At 44.9% G+C, this 19,791-nt stretch carries 20 protein-coding genes and 1 other RNA gene; 6 read left to right on the plus strand and 15 right to left on the minus strand.

All coding sequences use genetic code 11. The annotated features are described in order from the left end of the window. Positions 1-28 precede the first annotated feature (28 nt). The 7 genes from DSZ37_RS00975 to nrdD all read right to left on the minus strand — a co-directional run bounded on the left by DSZ37_RS00975 (position 29) and on the right by nrdD (position 7,483). Positions 29-526 carry a hypothetical protein gene (locus DSZ37_RS00975; protein ID WP_109725106.1) on the minus strand — a complete coding sequence of 166 codons (498 nt, stop codon included), beginning with the start codon at positions 524-526 and terminating at the stop codon, positions 29-31. An 11-nt stretch (positions 527-537) separates the two neighbouring features. Continuing rightward, positions 538-1,620 (minus strand): hypothetical protein, encoded by a 1,083-nt coding sequence (locus DSZ37_RS00980; RefSeq protein WP_109725107.1) that lies wholly within the window; start codon positions 1,618-1,620, stop codon positions 538-540. Positions 1,621-1,787: 167 nt separating this feature from the next. Then, entirely contained in the window at positions 1,788-3,131 is a 1,344-nt protein-coding gene (locus DSZ37_RS00985) for an SPFH domain-containing protein (RefSeq protein ID WP_109725108.1), read from the minus strand. A gap of 183 nt (positions 3,132-3,314) precedes the next feature. Then, complete coding sequence (locus DSZ37_RS00990) at positions 3,315-3,656, minus strand: arsenate reductase family protein (RefSeq protein ID WP_109725109.1); 342 nt, start codon at positions 3,654-3,656, stop codon at positions 3,315-3,317. After that, the gene (locus DSZ37_RS00995) at positions 3,653-6,436 is read right to left on the minus strand and encodes a glycoside hydrolase family 3 protein (RefSeq protein ID WP_109725110.1); all 2,784 of its coding nucleotides are present in this window, start codon (positions 6,434-6,436) and stop codon (positions 3,653-3,655) included. Before DSZ37_RS00995 ends, DSZ37_RS00990 begins: the two co-directional genes overlap by 4 nt. 152 nt (positions 6,437-6,588) lie before the next feature. Then, positions 6,589-7,140 (minus strand): NADH peroxidase, encoded by a 552-nt coding sequence (locus tag DSZ37_RS01000; protein ID WP_109725111.1) that lies wholly within the window; start codon positions 7,138-7,140, stop codon positions 6,589-6,591. A gap of 76 nt (positions 7,141-7,216) precedes the next feature. Beyond that, positions 7,217-7,483 carry an anaerobic ribonucleoside-triphosphate reductase gene (gene nrdD / locus DSZ37_RS01005; protein ID WP_109725112.1) on the minus strand — a complete coding sequence of 89 codons (267 nt, stop codon included), beginning with the start codon at positions 7,481-7,483 and terminating at the stop codon, positions 7,217-7,219. A 103-nt stretch (positions 7,484-7,586) separates the two neighbouring features. Here nrdD and DSZ37_RS01010 point away from each other — a divergent pair, with 103 nt between their 5' ends. Together DSZ37_RS01010 and DSZ37_RS01015 are read left to right on the plus strand one after the other, a co-directional pair. Next, entirely contained in the window at positions 7,587-8,255 is a 669-nt protein-coding gene (locus tag DSZ37_RS01010) for a Crp/Fnr family transcriptional regulator (RefSeq protein ID WP_109725113.1), read from the plus strand. A 62-nt stretch (positions 8,256-8,317) separates the two neighbouring features. Continuing rightward, a complete protein-coding gene (locus DSZ37_RS01015) occupies positions 8,318-9,181 on the plus strand; it encodes an undecaprenyl-diphosphate phosphatase (protein ID WP_109725114.1) in 864 nt (287 codons plus the stop codon). A 33-nt stretch (positions 9,182-9,214) separates the two neighbouring features. Here DSZ37_RS01015 and DSZ37_RS01020 read toward each other — a convergent pair whose 3' ends face one another. The 5 genes from DSZ37_RS01020 to DSZ37_RS01040 form a co-directional block, all read right to left on the minus strand. Continuing rightward, on the minus strand, positions 9,215-9,448 hold the full coding sequence (locus tag DSZ37_RS01020; protein WP_037298838.1) for a YdbC family protein: 234 nt from the start codon (positions 9,446-9,448) through the stop codon (positions 9,215-9,217). A 103-nt stretch (positions 9,449-9,551) separates the two neighbouring features. Continuing rightward, the gene (locus DSZ37_RS01025) at positions 9,552-9,854 is read right to left on the minus strand and encodes a hypothetical protein (RefSeq protein WP_109725115.1); all 303 of its coding nucleotides are present in this window, start codon (positions 9,852-9,854) and stop codon (positions 9,552-9,554) included. Between the two features lie 485 nt (positions 9,855-10,339). Beyond that, complete coding sequence (locus DSZ37_RS01030; protein ID WP_109725116.1) at positions 10,340-11,032, minus strand: GTP pyrophosphokinase; 693 nt, start codon at positions 11,030-11,032, stop codon at positions 10,340-10,342. Between the two features lie 34 nt (positions 11,033-11,066). Beyond that, positions 11,067-12,923: an ABC transporter ATP-binding protein gene (locus tag DSZ37_RS01035; RefSeq protein ID WP_109725117.1), complete on the minus strand. Its 1,857-nt coding sequence runs from the start codon at positions 12,921-12,923 to the stop codon at positions 11,067-11,069. 24 nt (positions 12,924-12,947) lie between these two features. Then, complete coding sequence (locus DSZ37_RS01040; RefSeq protein ID WP_181380190.1) at positions 12,948-13,835, minus strand: TPM domain-containing protein; 888 nt, start codon at positions 13,833-13,835, stop codon at positions 12,948-12,950. A gap of 111 nt (positions 13,836-13,946) precedes the next feature. Here DSZ37_RS01040 and DSZ37_RS01045 point away from each other — a divergent pair, with 111 nt between their 5' ends. The 3 genes from DSZ37_RS01045 to DSZ37_RS01055 are packed head-to-tail and all read left to right on the plus strand — an operon-like array spanning position 13,947 to position 15,955. After that, positions 13,947-14,768: a DNA-3-methyladenine glycosylase family protein gene (locus tag DSZ37_RS01045; RefSeq protein ID WP_109725119.1), complete on the plus strand. Its 822-nt coding sequence runs from the start codon at positions 13,947-13,949 to the stop codon at positions 14,766-14,768. Positions 14,769-14,819: 51 nt separating this feature from the next. Continuing rightward, positions 14,820-15,077, plus strand: a complete 258-nt coding sequence (locus DSZ37_RS01050) for a hypothetical protein (protein ID WP_109725120.1) — start codon at positions 14,820-14,822, stop codon at positions 15,075-15,077. Between the two features lie 14 nt (positions 15,078-15,091). Beyond that, positions 15,092-15,955, plus strand: a complete 864-nt coding sequence (locus tag DSZ37_RS01055; RefSeq protein ID WP_109725121.1) for an AraC family transcriptional regulator — start codon at positions 15,092-15,094, stop codon at positions 15,953-15,955. Positions 15,956-15,991: 36 nt separating this feature from the next. Here the strand turns inward: DSZ37_RS01055 and rnpB are convergent. From rnpB to DSZ37_RS01070, 3 genes are all read right to left on the minus strand, one after another. Then, positions 15,992-16,338: RNase P RNA component class A (gene rnpB / locus DSZ37_RS01060), an RNA gene on the minus strand. 32 nt (positions 16,339-16,370) lie between these two features. Next, on the minus strand, positions 16,371-17,834 hold the full coding sequence (locus DSZ37_RS01065; protein WP_109725122.1) for a PH domain-containing protein: 1,464 nt from the start codon (positions 17,832-17,834) through the stop codon (positions 16,371-16,373). A gap of 1 nt (position 17,835) precedes the next feature. Continuing rightward, a complete protein-coding gene (locus DSZ37_RS01070; protein WP_109725123.1) occupies positions 17,836-18,276 on the minus strand; it encodes a PH domain-containing protein in 441 nt (146 codons plus the stop codon). Positions 18,277-18,393: 117 nt separating this feature from the next. Between DSZ37_RS01070 and DSZ37_RS01075 the strand changes: the two genes are divergently transcribed. Beyond that, entirely contained in the window at positions 18,394-19,635 is a 1,242-nt protein-coding gene (locus DSZ37_RS01075) for an alanine/glycine:cation symporter family protein (RefSeq protein ID WP_109725124.1), read from the plus strand. Positions 19,636-19,791: the final 156 nt, after the last annotated feature.

Below are 19,791 nucleotides of genomic sequence, written 5' to 3' on the forward strand. Positions count from 1 at the left end.
CTACAATTAAACGTGTTTGTCAACCGTGTTATTTTCTCACATTGGGATGATTTGGCGGAGCAGTGTTCGTCCTCGCTATCGGGCTCTTTTCTGTCTTGACACCAAGATATGTATCGTCGTTGACTCTGAGCTTCAGACTGTTTTCCTTGCGATAAACGGCAGCGCCTGTCTGTTTGTGTACCGACTTCATGCTTGACTTCATTATCGAAACTGCAATAAAAGCGGCAACAAGTCCGATAATAAGGCTTATTATAAATGACTTTACGGGATTGAATGTTCTTTCCGATGACCTTGAATCATAGGACGAGCTGTAGGATATATCCTCATCATCCAACTCAATATCGTCAATTTCTATTTCATCGATGTCTACATCATCAACGTCAGTATCGTCGCCGATATAGTCAAATTCATAGTCCGCATATGCTGTTGTTCCGACAGAAACGCTGTACTGTCCTGCTGCCGCTATCGGCACCGCAAAGAGGAGAAAAAGTGAGGCTGCTGATGCAGCAATTTTTCTAAAATTCATAATTCCCCTCCTTACAGTCCAAGCAGCAGCGAAATGCCGAAGCATACAGCTGTTACACCTGCTGCTATAGCAAAGAACCACTTTGTCGCTGCACCCGAATCAACAGGCAGATCACCTACGAATTTGCCAGTCTGACCGTTCATTGCAAATGTGTATTTATTGCCGTTCCAGGTAGTATTCAGCAGCCACACGGGATAAAGCGCATATTTAGCCTTTCCGTTATTGAGCTTGATATTACCGCTCTCCCTTGAGAATGAGTCATATCCGTTCACGGTGCTGTCGAATATCTGCTGGGTAGTCCTCTTTATACGCTCATTTGCACGAGCAATGCTGTCCTCTGCTGAAACATCGTACCTGTCAGCAAGATATCCCGACAGATAGGCAGTCTGAAAATCAACAGCATCCTTGAAATCAAAAGGCTCAATAGACTCCATAAGCTCATCCTGCATTTTGGTGGAACCGTCTACGGGAACAAGTTCAAAGGCAACATTTCCCTCACGTTTTACCGAATAATACTTTCTCTCGATATAATTGAAGCTGTTATCGCTCCATCTGCGTATTTTCTCAGCCTTATAGAGCATATTTGCATCAGCATCTGCGTCAAAGAGCCACACCGGAACATAGAGTCCCTTGATCTCGTCGATATGGTTCTGATCCTTGAAGACCTTCGGAAGAAGCTTTCTGCCCTCAAGATGCTTGTTAAGAGCCTTCTTGGCAGCTTCCTTATCGAATTTAAACGGAATTACATAGTCCGGCTTCAGATCACCCGAGAAATTTCCCGACATTACAACAGGGTTGTCACAATATGGACACTTTGAAGCGGCTGTAGTAGAGTCGGTTATTATCTCACCGCCGCAGGACTTACAGGTATAAATACGCATACCCTCGGTCTCGCCGTCTTTCCAGTCGCCGCCTGCTGTTGTATCCCAGTTCATCTCATCAGGCTTGGCGTTTTCAAGGGTGCTGTCATGATCCTTCAGTGACTCTACATCAAATTCAGACTCGCAAAAGGGGCACTTCATCTTCTGTGTGCCGCTGTCAAATTCCAGCTTTCCTGCACAGGCAGGGCATTTATATTCAATAATATCAGACATTTATTTCACCTCTGTTATTACATATATCATTTTTTACATCTTAGTATGCTTTTTCAACTCCTCATCGCAGCTCCGCATGACTGACATGAATAAATGAGGCTTCTTCCGTATCATTCTCCCATAATCTGAAACAGGCGGACGCTAAGGTCCGCCCGTTATGTATTATTTTACTTTACGATATCATCATCCGTAAAAGGATCGCCGCACTCAGCGCAGAACTTAGGAGGATTGAACGGATCCTCAGGCTCCCAGCCGCACTTGTCGCACTTATAGAGAGGTGCGCCCTCGGGCTTCTTCTTTCCGCACTCCGAGCAGAACTTCCCCTTATTTACAGCGCCGCATTCGCAGGTCCATCCATCAGGTGTAAGCTGTACCGGCTTGGGCTTTCCGCATGAGGGGCAGAACTTTCCTGTGTTTGTTGCACCGCAGGCACACTTCCATGAGTCAGCTGCAGGTGCTCCGCCTGTGGGAGGAGTAGGCTGAACAGGCTGCTGAGGCTGGTTCTGCTGAGCCATACCAAAGAGTCCCTGAGCGTTAGCGCCGCCCATCTGCTGAGCCATTCCCATACCGAAAAGACCCATTGCAGCACCGTTGGGGTTGTTAGCCGCATTCTGCATAGCCTGAGCCTGAGCCTCGACCAGAGTAGCAGCAGCATTGCCGGGATCGCGGTTCCAAGCTCTGTCCTCGAATTCCTGAATTCTCTTGGTGTCTTCCTCAGAGATAGTTGCAGAGTTGATATTAACTGTCCAGATCTTGAGACCTCTCTTCTCGTTCCAGATAGGATTTACCTCTGTCTCGATAGCAGCCTTTACCTCGCGCTGTCTGCCGGGAAGTTCGTCATATCTGATACCTGATGCAGAGATAGCTGCAAATGCAGGCTGAAGTGAATCGAGGAACTCACTCTTGAGCTGATTGTCAAGCTCTGAACGCATATAGCGGTCTGTAACGTTTCCGCATACATTTACATAGAAAAGAACGGGATCAGCGATCTTGTATGAATAGATACCGTTGCAGCGAACGCCTACTGTAAAGCTTCTGCCAAGGTCCTGATAAGCCATTCTGAAAGGAACGGGATTCTGTGTGCCGAACTTGTTATCAAGTATCTCCTTCATGTTGAAGAAGTATATTCTCTGATCCTTAGCAGCAGTTCCGCCGTACTTGATACGCTCCCACATTTCCTTGAATGTAGCTTTAAGACCTGCACCGAAAGTGCTTGAGAAAATACTGGGTGCCGTACCTGTCTCGTACTTGTATACGCCGGGCTCAGTTGCGATCTCTGTAACAACGCCCTGATCGACCATGATCATAGCCTGACCTTCGTGTACAACAATGCCGCTTCCGTCAGAGATAACATTATCGTTACCCTTTGTATTGGAAGAATGTTTACCGAGCTGCTTCTTACCTCTTACAACGAGGCAATCTGTAGGAATTGATTCGCAAACGAAGAATTCCAGCCATGTATCAGCCAGTGTCTGACTTGCTCCAACGAGAGCTGCCTTGATAAGTCCCATAATTTTAGCTCCTTTCGGGAAATAATCCCTATAAAAATAATATTTAGCGGAAAACAAGGATTTTCCGTTATTTGTCAGCTGAAAAAACTAACATAATTGAATTATAACATATTTTGAAGTAAAATGCACTACCCTTTTGTCAATTTTTTATGTTTTTGGACATATTTTTATTATTTAACTATTTCATTCCCAGTTTTTCCAGACCTCAGGGCAGTAACCGATAGTTGCTTTTTTACCGTTTCTCACAACGGGAGTTCTGATAAGCTTGGGATTTTCCAGAATTTTCTCCTCCTTATCCTCATCCGAAAGATAATTGATGAGAGCAAGCAGGTCTTTATCCTTGCATGAGGTGTCAATAAGGGCTTCTGTGCCGCCGACAGCCTGCTTCACATTATTGAACTCGCCGCGGCTCATTCCCTTTTCTTTCATATCTATGAACTGATACTTTATACCGCGCTCTTTGAAATAACGCTCTGCCTTTTTGCTGTCAAAGCATTTTTTTGTCCCAAAAATCTGTATATTCATTTGTCGTCCTCCGATACAAAAGCTATATCCATGCTGTCAACAGTTCTCAGAAGCTCAAATTCTATACTTTGAAGATCAAGACCGCTCTGCGCAAAGTAGAGTCTTATCGCGGTAAACTTTGAAAAGAACGGTATTTCCTTTTCAAGCGGTACAGGCTTTCCTTCGGTACCGTTCCATGTGAAAGTACCGCACGGTGTTCCCATGGCGATAAAAGTAAGCGGTATCTGCGCAAGACTGCTCTGTGTAGATGATGCTGTGATAGTCACTTTATAAAATCCCGGATTATTTACCACTACCGCGAATGAGTAATTCTCTCCCTGAACGCTCTTTACTCCTGTGAGATCAAGGGTGAACTTCTCTCCAAGGTCATAAAATTCAACGGGTTCATCGCCGCCTACCTCGCTGTCGGCGCGGTTTATTATCTCAACCGTATCATCCTCGCCCATTATGCGCTTCATAGCATGAGTATCGAGAAGTACACGGAGAACGTTTGCGGCATTGCGCTGAAGCTCTGCTCTTGAAAGTGTGCCGTCAGCCAGAGCTTTTTCAATATCAGGGTCGGCGCATGAGCTGTCCGAGCAAACCATGTACACATCGTTCTGAGCCTTTGCCATAGGGACGTAATTACTCCTGCGGGGTTCTTCCCCGCGGTAATTGACATTAGCCCACCAGTCGGTCATAGAGAAGCCCGTAAATCCCCATTGATCTCTGAGAACAGTAGTATTTAGGTCGAAGTTGCCTGCTGTCCACACGCCATTCAATGAGCCGTAAGTGGTCATTATTGTCTTTGCACCGCCAAGCTTTACAGCCATTTCAAAACCTCTGAGGTATATCTCGCGCAGTGCTCTCTCTGAGACAACAGAATCAACAGTATGTCTGTTTGTCTCCTGATTATTAGCACAGAAATGCTTTATCGTTCCCGTAACACCTGCACTATGGAGTCCTCTGAGCTCAGCAGAAGCCATCTGCCCCGTAAGGAACGGGTCTTCCGAGAAATACTCGAAGTTTCTTCCGTTGAGAGGGTGACGATGAATATTCATCCCGGGACCAAGTAGGCAGTCTACCTTATTGGCTACCATCTCTATGCCGACATACGCAAAAAGCTCCTCAATAAGCTCCTTGTTGAATGTTGAAGCGATCAGAGTGCCGTTGGGGAGACTGAAAGCCTTGGTTCCGCAGTCCAGACGCATTCCCGAAGGTCCGTCATCACAGCAGCCCGCTGGAATGCCAAAAGCATTCAGTTCATCGGAAACTCCACCAAAAGCTGATGCTGTTCCTGCTGTTACACGGGGGCTTCCCATTCCTTCGCCTCTGATGATGCACGAAAGATCATGGTCTGAGAGCTGTGCGATAAACTCACTCATGGAGCATTTGCCGTTCTTAACATCTGCAAGCTTGAGGCCCTTGTCCCCTGTGTATTTGATCTCCTCGGGTATACTTGCAAGAAGTCTCTGTTTTTCATCGATAAGGCTGAGAGGAGCCTTTTCCTTTACAGCATTCAAGCCATTCTCGGTCGGAACTGCCTTTATCCTGTCAAATTCCGTCACAGGAGCAAGTGCCTGTTCGCACTTTTCCAAAACTACATCATTTCCGAGCTCAAATTCAAAGCAGCCTGTGCAGCTTCTCACATCACTGCCGATACAGAGGGTATATTTCCCTTTTTCGAGTATCCAGCAATATGCCGTGTCGGAGCCGTTATGATCATCATATGAAGCGATATTTCTGTGGTCTATAATTATTCTGAGGGACTGAGACTCGCTGGGTGCAAGCTCCTTGGTCTTCTCAAATCCACACAGTACCCTTGCAGGCTTTCCAAGCCTTCCCTGTGGCGCTTCGCAATAGATCTGAACTACTTCCTTGCCCTTGAAGCTTCCTGTATTTGTTACCTTTACTTCAATAATAGTTTCATTTTCTTTATTCTCAGCGTTAGTCATAGAAATATCGAATGTAGTATATGACAGTCCGAAGCCAAAGGGATAAAGAACATTATCCTTTGCAAATGTCTCGAACCAGCGGTATCCCACAAAAATATCCTCGGTGTAGAGCTCTCTTATCTTATTTCCGAAATACGGGTCTGAAGGATAGTCCGATACCTTTTTCGCAGCTGTATCGGGAAGCTTGCCTGAGGGGCAGACCTTTCCGGTAAGCACATCAGCTGTACCTGTTCCGCCTGTCATACCGCCCTGCCATACATAAAGAAGAGCATCGGGAGCACAGTCCTCGATATCGGTAAGGTCCATAAGACCGCCCACATTCAGAAGAACGATGACCTTGTCGAAATGCTTTCTTACCTTTCGCAGCATATCGAGCTCCGTTTCGGTAAGAAGATACGAGCCCTCCTCAATACGAAGGTCCTGTTCTTCGCCTGCTGTTCTGCCGATAATAACAATAGCCCTGTTACTTACAGAAGCGGCGTTCTTTACGATCTCATCGTCAATGGGCATCTCTTTTTGGGACCACGGCTCAGCCCCCCAGCCTGAGCCCTGCTCGAAGGGATTTTCCTCATCCCATTTTCGATAAATGCCGAGCAGTTCTTCGTTGACCTTTACGCCTGCTTCAAGAAGTCCGTCAAGAATTCCGGTCACCTTGGACACATTTACCATTCCGCCCGAGCCTGTGCCGCTTTTATAATAATGAAGCTGAATACGTCCGAATACGGAAACGGTTTCATTCATATCAAGCGGCAAAGTTCCGTTATTGTTTTTCAGCATTACTATGCCTTCGGATACAGCACTTGCTGCCTTTTCAATATATTTATTCCAGTCAAGTATTTTTTTCATAGAATATCCTCCTTCAAAGAATATTATGAATACATTATAACAAATTCAGCATCTCATTTCAAGTCTTTTAGTATTATTTACACAAAAAATTAATAATTATACGTATAAAAAAACTGACGAGGCTTCTGCCCCGCCAGTTACGTTTGTAAAAATTAACCGAAGTATCTCTTGAGGAGTCCCTCAAAAGCCTTGCCGTGACGAGCTTCGTCTCTTGCCATCTCGTGAACTGTGTCGTGGATAGCGTCAAGGTTGAGCTCCTTAGCTCTCTTGGCAAGCTTCAACTTACCCTCGGTAGCACCGTGCTCTGCGGCAACTCTCTTTTCGAGGTTTTCCTTTGTGGATGATGAGAGAACTTCACCTAGAAGCTCAGCAAACTTTGCAGCGTGCTCTGCTTCCTCAAATGCAGCCTTTTCCCAGTAAGCACCGATCTCAGCATAGCCCTCACGGTAAGCAACTCTTGCCATTGCGAGATACATACCTACCTCTGTACATTCACCTGTGAAGTTAGAACGGAGTCCCTCGATGATCTCGGGGTCAGTTACTGCCTTAGCAACGCCAAGCTCATGCTCGCAGGCAAATACAAGCTTCTCGCCTGCTTCCTTCTCTATAAACTTAGATCCGGGTACGCCGCACTGAGGGCACTTCTCAGGGGGAGCATCTCCTTCGTGAACGTAACCGCATACGGGACAGACATATTTCTTCATAATAGTATACCTCCATTGTTTTGATTATAATTGAGTCCTGACGAAAGGGGCTATGCCCTTTCGTGCACAAGGACTATCATACTGAATGCTTTACTCTGTCGTGTTCTTCAGCACGCTTGCCGTTATTGAAGCGGTCAAGAGTACCAACCAGATATCCTGTTATCCTTCTTATCCTGTCAAAAGGGATATCCTTTGCAAAATCGTACCGAAGATCAACGTAGTCGCCGTCAGCCTTTACAGTCATACCGATAATTTCCCTATCGCTGTACTTTTTTCTGCCGTAATCGATGTATGCGTCGATCTCATCCTGAGAAAGCTGTTCGCCTATAACATTTACATTCATTGTAATGACCTCCGTTTAGAATAGTATTGACTTTTGTCTGAATATATTGTATCATAAAGAAAAAGAAAAATCTGTTGCATATGCAACAACGGAGGATATTTTTATGTTACCGGAAGATAACGTATTATTTAAAGGCATAGACCAGAATGACTGCCGCAGGATGATAAGCTGCTTTAACGCTGATATAAGGAAATTCAAATCGGGCAGCAGAATAATGGACTATTCTGATAATCCCGACAAGCTCGGTATCGTTTTAAGCGGTACAGCTGTAATGGTAAGGTACGATGTGAACGGCGTCCGCTCCATAATGGAATCCCTTGATGAACAGAGCGTTTTCGGTGTTTATTTTACATTTACAGCTTCACAGAGAAGCGGCATCGAGATAATGGCTGAGACAGACTGTGATATAATGTTCGTGAGACGTTCTGAAATTACAAAAAGATGTGAAAACGCCTGCCAGTGTCACTCAAAGGTGGTTGAAAACCTGCTCGACCTCATGTCGGAAAAGGCAATATCGCTCAACGAGCGCATAGAAGTGCTCAGTCAACGCTCCATAGAGGATAAGCTCATAAGCTGTCTCAGGATAATCGAGGAAAAGACTCCCGAAGGAAAAAGTCCTCAGATACCGTTCTCGACAACTGCTCTTTCAGACTACCTCTGTGTCAACAGAAGTGCTCTCCAGCGAGAGATCACAAGGTTGAAGAACGCAGGAGTACTTACTATATCAAAAAGGAAATTCAAGCTAATGAGAAATCATGACTCTGACAATTGACATACATTTGTAAATGTGTTATAATTGACTTTGTATTTTAACGGAAAGGAACTATATAATATATGATCTGGGAGATAATCAAAACTATAATACTCGGCATCGTTGAAGGAGTTACAGAATGGCTCCCCATCAGCAGTACGGGACATCTTATCCTTGTGGAGGAATTCCTGAATCTCGACAAGTCGGATGAATTCAAGGAAATGTTCGATGTTGTCATACAGCTCGGCGCCATAATGGCTGTTGTTGTCATTTTCTGGAAAAAGCTCTGGCCATTCGGTAGAAAAGGCAATGCCCATCCTCTCAACAAGACGCCCTTCGGCAAGATGATAAAGACTGATATCTTTGTGATGTGGTTCAAGGTGCTTGTAGCCTGTCTGCCTGCGGCTGTTATCGGACTTCTTCTTGATGACTGGATAGACGAACACCTCTATAATCCATGGACTGTCGCTGTTGCGCTTATCGTTTTCGGAATTGCGTTCATCATCATCGAAAACTGGAACAAAGGCAAGAAGCCCAAGATAACTACCATTGCTGAACTTGGCTTCAACACTGCTTTCATTATCGGAGTATTCCAGCTTATTGCTGCTATCTTCCCCGGAACTTCACGTTCAGGCGCAACTATCGTCGGCGCACTCCTTATAGGTGTATCGAGAACTGTTGCCGCTGAATTCACATTCTACCTGGCTATCCCTGTTATGTTTGGAGCAAGCCTGCTGAAGCTCGTAAAGTTCGGCTTCGACTTCACAGGCAGCGAGCTCGCGGTCCTTATCACAGGAATGGTCGTGGCTTTCCTTGTTTCCGTAGTTGTTATCAAATTCCTCATGGATTACATCAAAAAGCATGACTTCAAGGTGTTCGGCTGGTATCGAATAGTTCTGGGAATACTTGTCCTGATCTACTTCGGAGCTAAAGCTATTATTAAATAAGAAAGAGGCAGCTCATTGAGCTGCCTTGATTTTTTATTCAAATGAGTCAAGATCGATGCCTGCGAGGAGCTCCTTGAGCTCTGCAAGCTCATCTGCTGAAAGGGTAACGCCCTTGCCCATTCTTGAATGATCGGGTGACCACTCTCTGATATCATACTTAGGCTCATGCTCGTTCCAGCTGACCATGTTCAGCTCCTTTGTCCAGCCCTTTGCATTTTCAGACAGTACACCTATTTTCTCGGTTATCTCATATTTTAACTCTGCCATATTCGACCTCTCCTTTCGATTTACGGCTTATCTGCCGTTTCAAGTTAACATTATATCATACTATTTCGGAAAATGCAACCGCTGAATCAAAAATATTTTGTTATCAAATATAAACACGCAAGAAATCAAGTGCTTTGCTGTATAGCTGGCGCGGACGGCTCTTTTCGTTGATAAGAGATTCCGCAAAGCATACTGCATCCTCTATGTTTCGGGAGAAATCAGGAATACACTCCTTTTCTCCGCTCCTGTGATCGAGAACCTCTATTCCGTATGTAATGACTTCGTCCCCGAAGACAGACATCCTGCCGCTTAGCACACGATACGCGACCTTATTATCACCGAATATCTCCATATACAGCGTCCTGTCTATCACCTCATGTTTAATTCTTTTTACAATCCCGAACATTTTTACTCTCCTTTCTGTTCTGCTTTTTGTTCCGTATCATTATTATAGCATCACGGAAGCTGAATGTGAACGGGTATTTTTTTGTAAAACAATAGTGTTAAGGACAGATTTTGACGAAAAAGCTCACCATAACCGTGATACTCGTACAGCAGTTTTATAGGTGATATTGAGGAAAACCCTTTTGAAAAAGGGTTCTTCCTCAAACTCCTTTCCTAAAACTTTCAGCATTAAATTTAGCCCCGACAGAGCGCGCCTCACAAAATGTGAAAATCAGTAATAATACTGAGAGCGCCCTGTCGGGGCTAAATTCAGTTATAAAGTCTTTGGAAAAGGGGCTCGGGGTGACTCCCCGCAGTGCGGGGAGATGTCACGCAGTGACAGAGGGGCGCGCCTCCGTCAGAGGAGAACCTTTCCTCAGAAAGGTTTGTCCCCGATAATTACGCATAACCTGCTATATAAGCACCACGGTTAAGGTGAGCTTTTTATTATTCCATATCATTTATCTGCATATAGATGCGCTGCATCTGCATATCTGTCTCTGCAATACGCTCTGCACACTGCCTCAGCTCCTCAGATATCTCGGGAGTAAGCGCAGCTGAGGTCTTATACTTCAGCTGATGCTCAAGACTTGCCCAGAAGTCCATAGCAATGGTCCTGATCTGTATCTCCACGGGAGCGTACTCCTTGTGGGTGGAGAGATACACAGGAACATTCAGTATCATGTGGTAGCTTCTGTAACCGCTGGGCTTTGGAGTTTTTATGTAGTCCTTGCGCTTTATCACCATGAAATCATCACGCCTGCCAAGCATCTCCACGATAGCGTAGATATCGCTGATATAGTAGCAGGTAACGCGAATCCCTGCAAGATCGAGGAGATTTTTCCTTGCTGCCTCAGTTGAGAGCGGAAGCCCTTTCTTCTGAAGCTTACCTATAATGGACTGCGGTGACTTCAGCCTGCTCTCTATATTGTGTATGGGATTGCGCTGGAATTTTACGCTGAACTCATTATCAAGTATGTTTAAATACGTTTTTACGACTTCTATAGCCGAATCATACAGATGAGACAGCTGCAGAAAATCGTAGAAAACATGAGAAAATGTCTCCTTTACCGATTCGCTGTTGTCTGCAAGGGCAGGCAGATTATCAAATGCCTCCATGTAGAATTCCTTTTCATCCATATGGTTATCCTTCCTTTCTGTCTGTATCTTATTTTCAGTCCTCACCTTCTGTGTATTCAAAGCGTTCCGTGCCGCTCTCGGCTTTGCTGAACTGTGTTTTGTAAAGCTCGGAGTAAACTCCGCCCTTATTCACAAGCTCACTGTGAGTACCGCGCTCGGAAATAACGCCGTCCTTGATGACAAGTATCTCATCAGCTGCAAGTATCGTCGATAAGCGGTGTGCGATAAGTATACTGGTTCGTGAGGATATAAGCGGCTCAATGGCATCCTGTATCTTCTGCTCGGAGATAGAGTCAAGTGCCGATGTTGCTTCGTCAAATATCATAAGGGCAGGATCTTTCAGCAGCACTCTCGCAATGGATATCCTCTGCTTTTCACCGCCGGAAAGCTTCAGACCTCTGTTGCCCACAACAGTGTCAAGTCCTGTTTCCTGCTTTTCTATGAACTCATAGATATTCGCCTGTTTGCAGGCTTCTATAAGCTCCTGCTCCGTAGCGTCAGGCTTTGCATAGAGCAGATTCTCGCGTATTGTGCCGTTGAAAAGATAGGTCTCCTGACTGACGATACCTATATGCTTTCTCAGGTACGCAAGATCAAGCTTTCTTACATCTGTGCCATCGAAAAGAACAGTACCAGCTGTGACATCATAGAGTCTTGGGATAAGGTTTACAAGAGTACTCTTGCCCGAGCCCGATGGACCGACAACAGCGATACACTTTCCGCTGTCCAGTCTGAAGTTTATATCCTTAAGTATCTGTCTATCTTTATCATAGTAAAAGCCTACGTTTCTGAACTCCACCTCGCCCTCGGGAGCCATTTCGGGAGTTATGGCATCGGGAGCATTCTCTATCTCAACAGGCATATCAAAGTACTCAAAGATTCGAGTGAACATCGCCATTGAACGTATCCAGTCCACCTGAATGTTGAGGAGCTGATTTACGGGTCCGTACATCTTGCCGAGAAGTGCAACGAGAACGGTGATATCGCCGACTGTAAGGCTTGAATCGAACTTCATCATAAGTATTCCGCCCGCAAGGTATATGAGCATAGGTCCGATACTGGAAAAGGTGGTAAGCGCAACTCTGAACCAGCGTCCTGCCATGCCCTCGCGGATATTCAGCTTTATCATCTTATGATTGACTTTTTCGTATTTTTCGTATTCGGTCTGCTCCATACCGAAGAGCTTCACGAGAAGCTGACCGCTGACGGACATAGTCTCATTGAGAATGCCGTTTATCTCGTCGCTGCAAGCCTGTGACTCCTTGGTTATGGACCATCTCGTCTTTCCGGCGCTTCTGGTCGGTATCGCAAACAACGGCACCACAAGTATTCCCACAATGGCAAGTATCCAGTTCTGCCTGAACATTACTATCATCGCTACGATAAGGGTTATGGAGTTTGAAAGGATACTTGTGAGAGTATTGGTGATTATCTGCTGAACACCCGAAATGTCACTGGTCATTCTTGTGATGATGTCTCCCTGATTGTTTGAGGTAAAGAACCTCTGGGACATCTTCTGAAGATGTGCGTACATCTTATTACGCATATCATATGTGATATGCTGAGCTATCCATGTGTTCATATAGCTCTCGAGAACTCCTATAAGATTGGCTCCAAGAGTCACACACAAAGAGAGAACAATGAACAAAATGAGTTTTTTAAGGCTGCGTCCGATAAGTCCCTCGTCGATTATCTTACCTGTCAGAACCGACGGCAGCAGGTTAAGAGTAGATGATATGATGATAGCTGTAAGAACTATTATCATCTGCTTCCAGTAGGGCTTCAGATATGAGAATATCCTTTTAAGCAGCTCCTTGGTAACCTTCGGGCGGTTCTTCTTTTCTTCTTCCGTGAGGTAGCCCATTCCTCTTGGTCCACCTATAGGCGGCATAATTATCAACTCCTTGATATGGATTTATTCCGTCTTTTCCACAGAAGCTGTTTTCCCGTCAAGTGATTCAACAATTTTGTTGACTGCACCGAAATAGTCGTTCTTGGCTGTCAACTTATTTGCCTCTATCAAAGCCTGATTGAACTTTGCAGAAGTTTTTTCTTCAGAATATGCTATCATGGTCTTTGTATTAGTATCAGCCATTAGCATTATTCCTTCCCCGTTCTTGTATTTGCGCTTGTAATAGCTCTTCAGCACATCCTCATTTGATATGGACGAGCCGTTGCGCGAAGCAAGAAGAGTTATGTCACTCTTGCAGGATGCAAGCGCTTTATCAAGTGATGTCATAACATCATAGCTGAATACCTGAGTATTATCGACAACATGATCAGTACAAAGCTCACCAAGCTGGAGAAGTCTCATTATACCGCGTCTGTAGCTTCCGCCGACTATCTCCTTGGTCGCCCAGTACACAGCGTTGTCCTCTGAAGTCTGACTTATATCCGACAGACATGAACCCGTCCTCCAGATGCTGTCCTCATTGGTATCGTTATTGATAACAACAAGCAGACCGCTTCCCTTCCCCTCATATATCTTGTTATATTGTTCAAGGGCGAAATCCGACGGAGACTTGCCGCCAAGATCGTTTGTGGTGACAACTGCGGTATTTATCAGCTTGTAGGAATACAGCCAGCCTGCATAGTCGTTGCAGGCTTTCAGATCATCGGCGCTGAGAAGTCCGGCATTATCAAAGATGAACGTACCCTCAGCCGTGTCTACCTGTCTTTCAGTAAAAGGCTGACTTGTTGCCTCGGTCTTACTGCCGTCATCTGAACCGTTCTTTGACGCACATCCGCACAAAAACAGCCCCAAAGAAAGCACAGCTATTGTAAAAGATATGAATTTTTTCAAAAAAATCATTCCTTGCTCTTGTATTTACTATTATATTTTAGTATAATTTAATAGAAAAATCAAGTGCAAACCCTCATTCAGATCAAATATTTTCAGAAAAGGAGTAAGATTATGGATTATCGTGTTCAGGGAAATGATATTATAGTTTTTGAACCCGACCTGGATCTTGACGAGACTCTCGACTGCGGTCAGGCATTCCGCTGGAAAAAGATCCCCTCGGACTACATCTCGACATACGAAGGAGCATTCCTGAATGATAAGCTGAAAGTCTCCCAGACCGACAAGGGAAGCTTTATTTTCCATGACACAGATGAGAACGACTTTATATCCAAATGGATAAATTATTTTGACTTTGAGACCGACTACTCCGAGCTGAAGCGCTGCTTTTCAGAGGATGAGACGCTTGCAAAGGCTGTAAACTTTGCAGGCGGCATACGCCTGCTCCGACAAGACAGCTGGGAGTGCCTTATTTCCTTTATTATTTCCCAGAATAATAATATACCTCGCATAAAGGGCATTATTGACAGGCTCTGCGAGCACTATCATGGTAAATTCCCCAACGCCGAGCAGCTCTCACAGGAAAATGAGGACTCTCTGGCTTACCTCAGAAGCGGATTCCGCGCAAAGTATATCACGGATGCTTCCGATAAGGTGTATAACGGAATTGCAAAGCTTGATGAGATAGCTTCTATGCCCATTGACGAGGCTCGTGCTGCACTGAAACAGATCAAGGGAGTAGGTCCCAAGGTAGCAGAATGCGTGCTTCTTTTCGGTATGTACCGCGTTGAAGCATTTCCCAAGGATGTGTGGATAAAACGTGTTCTTGCCGAATACTATCCCGACGGCTTCCCCGCTTTCGCAGCAGATAAAGGCGGTATCGCCCAGCAGTACCTTTTCCACTACATAAGAAATCTTGACACTCAGAGTGAATAAACACCTTTCTTTCTGCCAATGCTTTCCGTAAACAAGCTTTACGGAGGTACTATGCTAAAAGGCGTGAATAAAAGGATCGTCGAGATAAACGATCCCGAAAGTATATATTTTGAACGAGCGGTTTTCTATCTCAGACCAAATATCACAGTGGTCCCCGATATGGTCTCTCATCTTGAGGCTGAACGGCTGTACACTAAAGCATCGGGCAGCTCCCAAGAAGGGCGCTCTCGCAAAGTAAGCAGAAAAAAGCTTCTTATCATCGGTGCAGCTGCAGCGGCTGTGCTGCTTATGCTTATGAAAATATTCTGATCAAGGAGTATACTATGGATATACACGGTTCCAGCGGATTCAGGAACAAGCTTTCAAGACGTCTTATCTGTACGCCAAGTCCTGCCGCTAAAAATACCTTTTTCTATATACAGGAAACGGGGTGTCTCAAGACTGAGGATGCAGCTGCAACTCAGAGACATAATCTTGACTCTTTCCTTATCGCCGCAGTCATCAGCGGCAGAGGCGAAGTCACCATCGGCAACGAAACCTATCCTCTAGGCAAAGGTGACTGCTTCTTCCTTGACTGCCGTATATCCCACTTCTACAAAAGCTCCGCCAATGACCCTTGGGAGCTTATGTGGGTACACTTCAACGGCAGCACCTCACAGCAGTACTACGACTACTTCATATCACAGTCAAAAAACGTGTTCCGCCCCCCTTTTTTCGATAAGGTCGTTTCTGCCATATCGGATATAATCGACATTAACGACAGAAAGCTTCCCGACGCGGAGATAACTACCTCAAAGCTCATAGTTGACCTGCTTACCCTTTCCCTTACCGTTAACAATACCGCACAGCAGTACGATTCCGCTTTGAAGCAGAAGCTGGCGGCTGTACATAACTACATAGATGACCATTTCAATGAGGACCTTTCTCTCGAAAAGCTGTCCTCGGAGTTTTACATCAGCAAGTACTATCTTACACGCGAATACAAAAGGATATACGGTAAGACCATATTCCAGCATATAATCACAGCCCGTATAAACTACGGAAAAAAGCTGCTGCGTTTTTCGGATAAGTCCGTGGAGGAGATATCCCATCTCTGCGGCTTCAACGACCAGAGCTATTTCGCAAGGCAGTTCAAAAAGACCGAGAACCTCACCTGCTTTTCATACAGAAAAATGTGGAGAGACTGATACATAAAACAAAAAAGAGAGCATAAGCTCTCTTTTTTTATGACCAGACCGATAAGCCGGGTTCTGTCGTGTGCGGTAATTTATCTACGCTTACCGTCGCCGATAAGCTGAAGCCGTCATTACCTGTTATCCGCCGAGCCGACGTTGAGATAACAGGCACCAATAGACGTTGCATCAGATAGGGTTTACATAGCAACACTGTCTCCAGCGCTCTGGTGAGCTCTTACCTCGCCTTTCCACCATCACCGCCGTATAAGCGGCAGTATATCTCTGTTGCACTTGCCCTAAGGTCGCCCTCGGCTGCCGTTAGCAGCTACCCTGCTCTGTGATGCCCGGACTTTCCTCGTAAACTATATCGTTTCCGCTACCGCATAGTCTGCTCACTTGAATATGATACCATTTTTCCGAAAAAAAGTCAAGCTTTGACTTTTTCCGCGAGCTCATAACCGAGTATGTCGGCTATCTTCCGAACATCGGAAGCCTTCATAGCCTTTATCTTGAAGCGTCTGTGCTCCTCGCCCTCAAACCATATACTCATTGCACATCTTCCGCTGAGAGCCTGAAGAAGGTTCTGCTCCAGCTCCATCTTAACTATCTTATCCCTCTCGGAAACAACTTTATGAAATCTTGTCCATGCAGAACAGCGTATCATTATCTTGTCATCGTAAAGTGCAACTCCGCTTGTAAGAAGTGCAACGAACTTGACGATGATAAACCAGACCGCAGGTATCTCCAGCATGACAGCAACGAAGAAGGACAGCTCCGCAAAACGCGGAAACAGTCTCGCTACCCAGTCATGGGACGGGATTATAAGTGCTGCGATTATAAGAGGTATCAGCAGGTATGAACCGATACCCGCAGGCTGGGCACTGTAATCATTCTTGATGCCGCTGTATATTCCTATGACCTGAAGGTTTTTTCCCAGCTTCTTTTCATGCTTAACGGGGAGTAATACGGGAAGTCTGTTCTTTGATGAGCCGTAACCTGCACAGCTTATGTTGACAGCAACAGCTCCGAACAGTTTCATTATAAGATTCTGACGAAGGTCTGTATAATTAATATGTGAATTCTTGATACGATATTCCTTCCGGTCAAGTATACCGTATCTGACCTTCATGCAGCTCTTGTCACACTCAATGGTAAATCTGCCATATCTGAAAAGGTTCACAAGAAATGACAGGAACCACGAAGCAATAAAAAATACACCTATAAAAATCGCAGCAGTAGGTATCTTTAATACCAGCTTTTCCGTTATCTTCGCGGTCTCGATAGTTATGATATTGAGTGAACGGCTTATGATGTTATAGGCAATGTCTCCGCCTTTGAAGAAGAACGTAGCAAGATAAACGGTTCCCGAAAAGCCGCTTGAAAAGAAAATAGAAAACATAAGTATCGACCATACATTAGGCTGCGGTATCCCTTCTATCTTTTCTTTTGCATCAATATCCAGCATATGTTCCATAATGTGCCGACGTGTCTTATCGCTTACAAGGAGCTTCAGATCAACTGTTTTGAATATACCTGCTCTTGTATCGCATCTGAACCTCATGGCTCTGAGCGGAGCCATATATATAGGACGCTCCACCGTCACCGAGCTTATATTCCTAAACGGGATATATGTGTGTATCCTTAAAAAAACACCATCACGATGGACAAGTTCCTCATCGGTGAAATATATCCTTGAGAAGAACCATCTTACAAAGCCAAAAATAATAATGGCTCCAAGTACGGCTATATCGAACCATGCGCCCTTTGCCCAGCTGTAGAACCAGTTCTTGTCAAAGTGGTAGGTATAGATACCGCGCAGCAAAGGAAAAATAAGGAGCCAGATGTTTTTGGCGGAATACTTCAGTATTTTCAGAGGATGTTCAAAATACATCTCAATCCTCCTTTACGCTGATGCTTCCGGAAAGCCTTATTATCTCGTCAGCGTCGGAGCGCTTCAGAAACAGCAGCCTGAGCTGTCCCCCGTATACGAAGAAGATAATAAAGTTGAAGCCCGTATACTGTGAAAGCGGACTGGATATCCTTGTGGTGTACTGGATAGACGAATAGCGGACAGACTGGTGTACTTTTATAAAGACACCGCTGCTTTTCGTTACTTCTGTCTCGGTGGCGGAATAGCTGATGGAATTGAAAAACATCGGAAGGTGTACAAACATCTCGAAACAGGCAATACTGATGACAACAACGATACTGAGCATCACTATTTTCTCGATAGGTATAAAATATCTGACAGCCCACAGTATAATTACGACCGCTGCAGTTATGATCAGTCTCATTGTCGTAAGACAATGCCTGTCAGGATAATATTGCTTCATTTTCCGCCCCCTTTCGCAGTATATTTTTATTATATCACAAATAGTATTTAATGTAAAACATATTTTAAAAACAAATTGTAAACTTTATTGCGATAAAATCGCGGAAAGAGTGTAACTATGGCGGAAAAGATAAACGCTCTTATCTGGGGAACGCCTACTGTATGTCTGCTTTTGATAACAGGTATCGTATATACTTTCAGACTGAAGTTCATACAGTTCAGAATGTTCCCGTACATGATCCGTAAGCTCAGAAGCGGCAAAGATATCCGTCCGCAGCTGAAAACTTCGTGTCTTTCACTCGGTGCTGCTATGGGCACGGGCAATATAACCGGAGTGGCATCCGCACTTTCCATCGGCGGAGCAGGTGCTGTTTTCTGGATGTGGGTATCAGCATTTCTCGGCATGGCAATAGTTTATGCCGAAAACAGTCTCTCGGCATCTTACAGTGACAGTTCCTTGAAAGGACCTATGGCTTATCTTGAAAAGGGTATCGGCAGCAGACTGCTTGCAGCTTTCTTTGCTGTTTTCTGTGTCTTTGCTTCATTCGGCATGGGAGGAATGGTACAGATAAGCAGCATGAGCGACAGTATAAAAAGCTTCTTCACTGTCAGCCCGTTCATTCTCTCAGCAGTACTGTTCACGATGATTTTCATTACAGTAAATGGCGGAGCTTCAAGAGTGGGCAGCGCAGCACAGCTTCTGCTGCCGACAGTATCGGTGATTTATACGACACTATGCGTTATTGTCATCATGCGTAACTTTGAAAGGCTGCCCGAAGCATTGACTGATATATTCCGCAGTGCATTCGGTATCAGACAGGTTGTGGGAGGCACAACAGGATATACTGTTTCCGCTGCCATTTCAGCAGGTCTGCGAAGGGGTATTTTTTCTAACGAGGCAGGGCTCGGCAGCTCCCCTCTGCTGCACAGCTCAGCTGAAAACAGCCGTTCGGCACAGGTGCAGGGCATGAGCAGTATGCTGGAGGTATTCATTGACACAATACTGTGCTGTACCCTGACAGCGTTCACACTGTTATGCAGTGGTGCTGAAAAAAACATATACGCAGCATTTGAAGCTGTCACAGGCAGATACACAGGACCGCTGCTTGCCGTTATACTGTCAGTCTATGCATTTTGTACCGTAATAGGCTGGTACTGCTGCGGTGAAACAGCTTTCAAGTATATTACCAACGGACATTATACGGAGAGTTTTGCATTTATATACGCACTTATCGCTTCTTCGGGCGCTGTTTTTAAAAGCACTTTCCTCTGGACCTTATCGGATATTTTCAACGGTGCTATGCTGATACCGAACATTATAGGACTGCTTTTACTCGTTAAGAAGGTCAAAAATGAATAAATCGCCGCAAATTGCCAATAAATGAAGTAGTTCCATATAGCCGGCAGCCACAATTATTTAAAACAATGATAAAAATTTATTGATAATGCCAAATGTTTATTTCAGCCACTTTTGCTATTGACATTATGCTCCTGTTTTTGTATAATTATAGTGTGA

Origin of the sequence: Ruminococcus flavefaciens, from assembly GCF_900116855.1 — a bacterium.
In the GTDB taxonomy this organism is placed as follows: Bacteria; Bacillota; Clostridia; order Oscillospirales; family Ruminococcaceae; genus Ruminococcus; species Ruminococcus flavefaciens_R.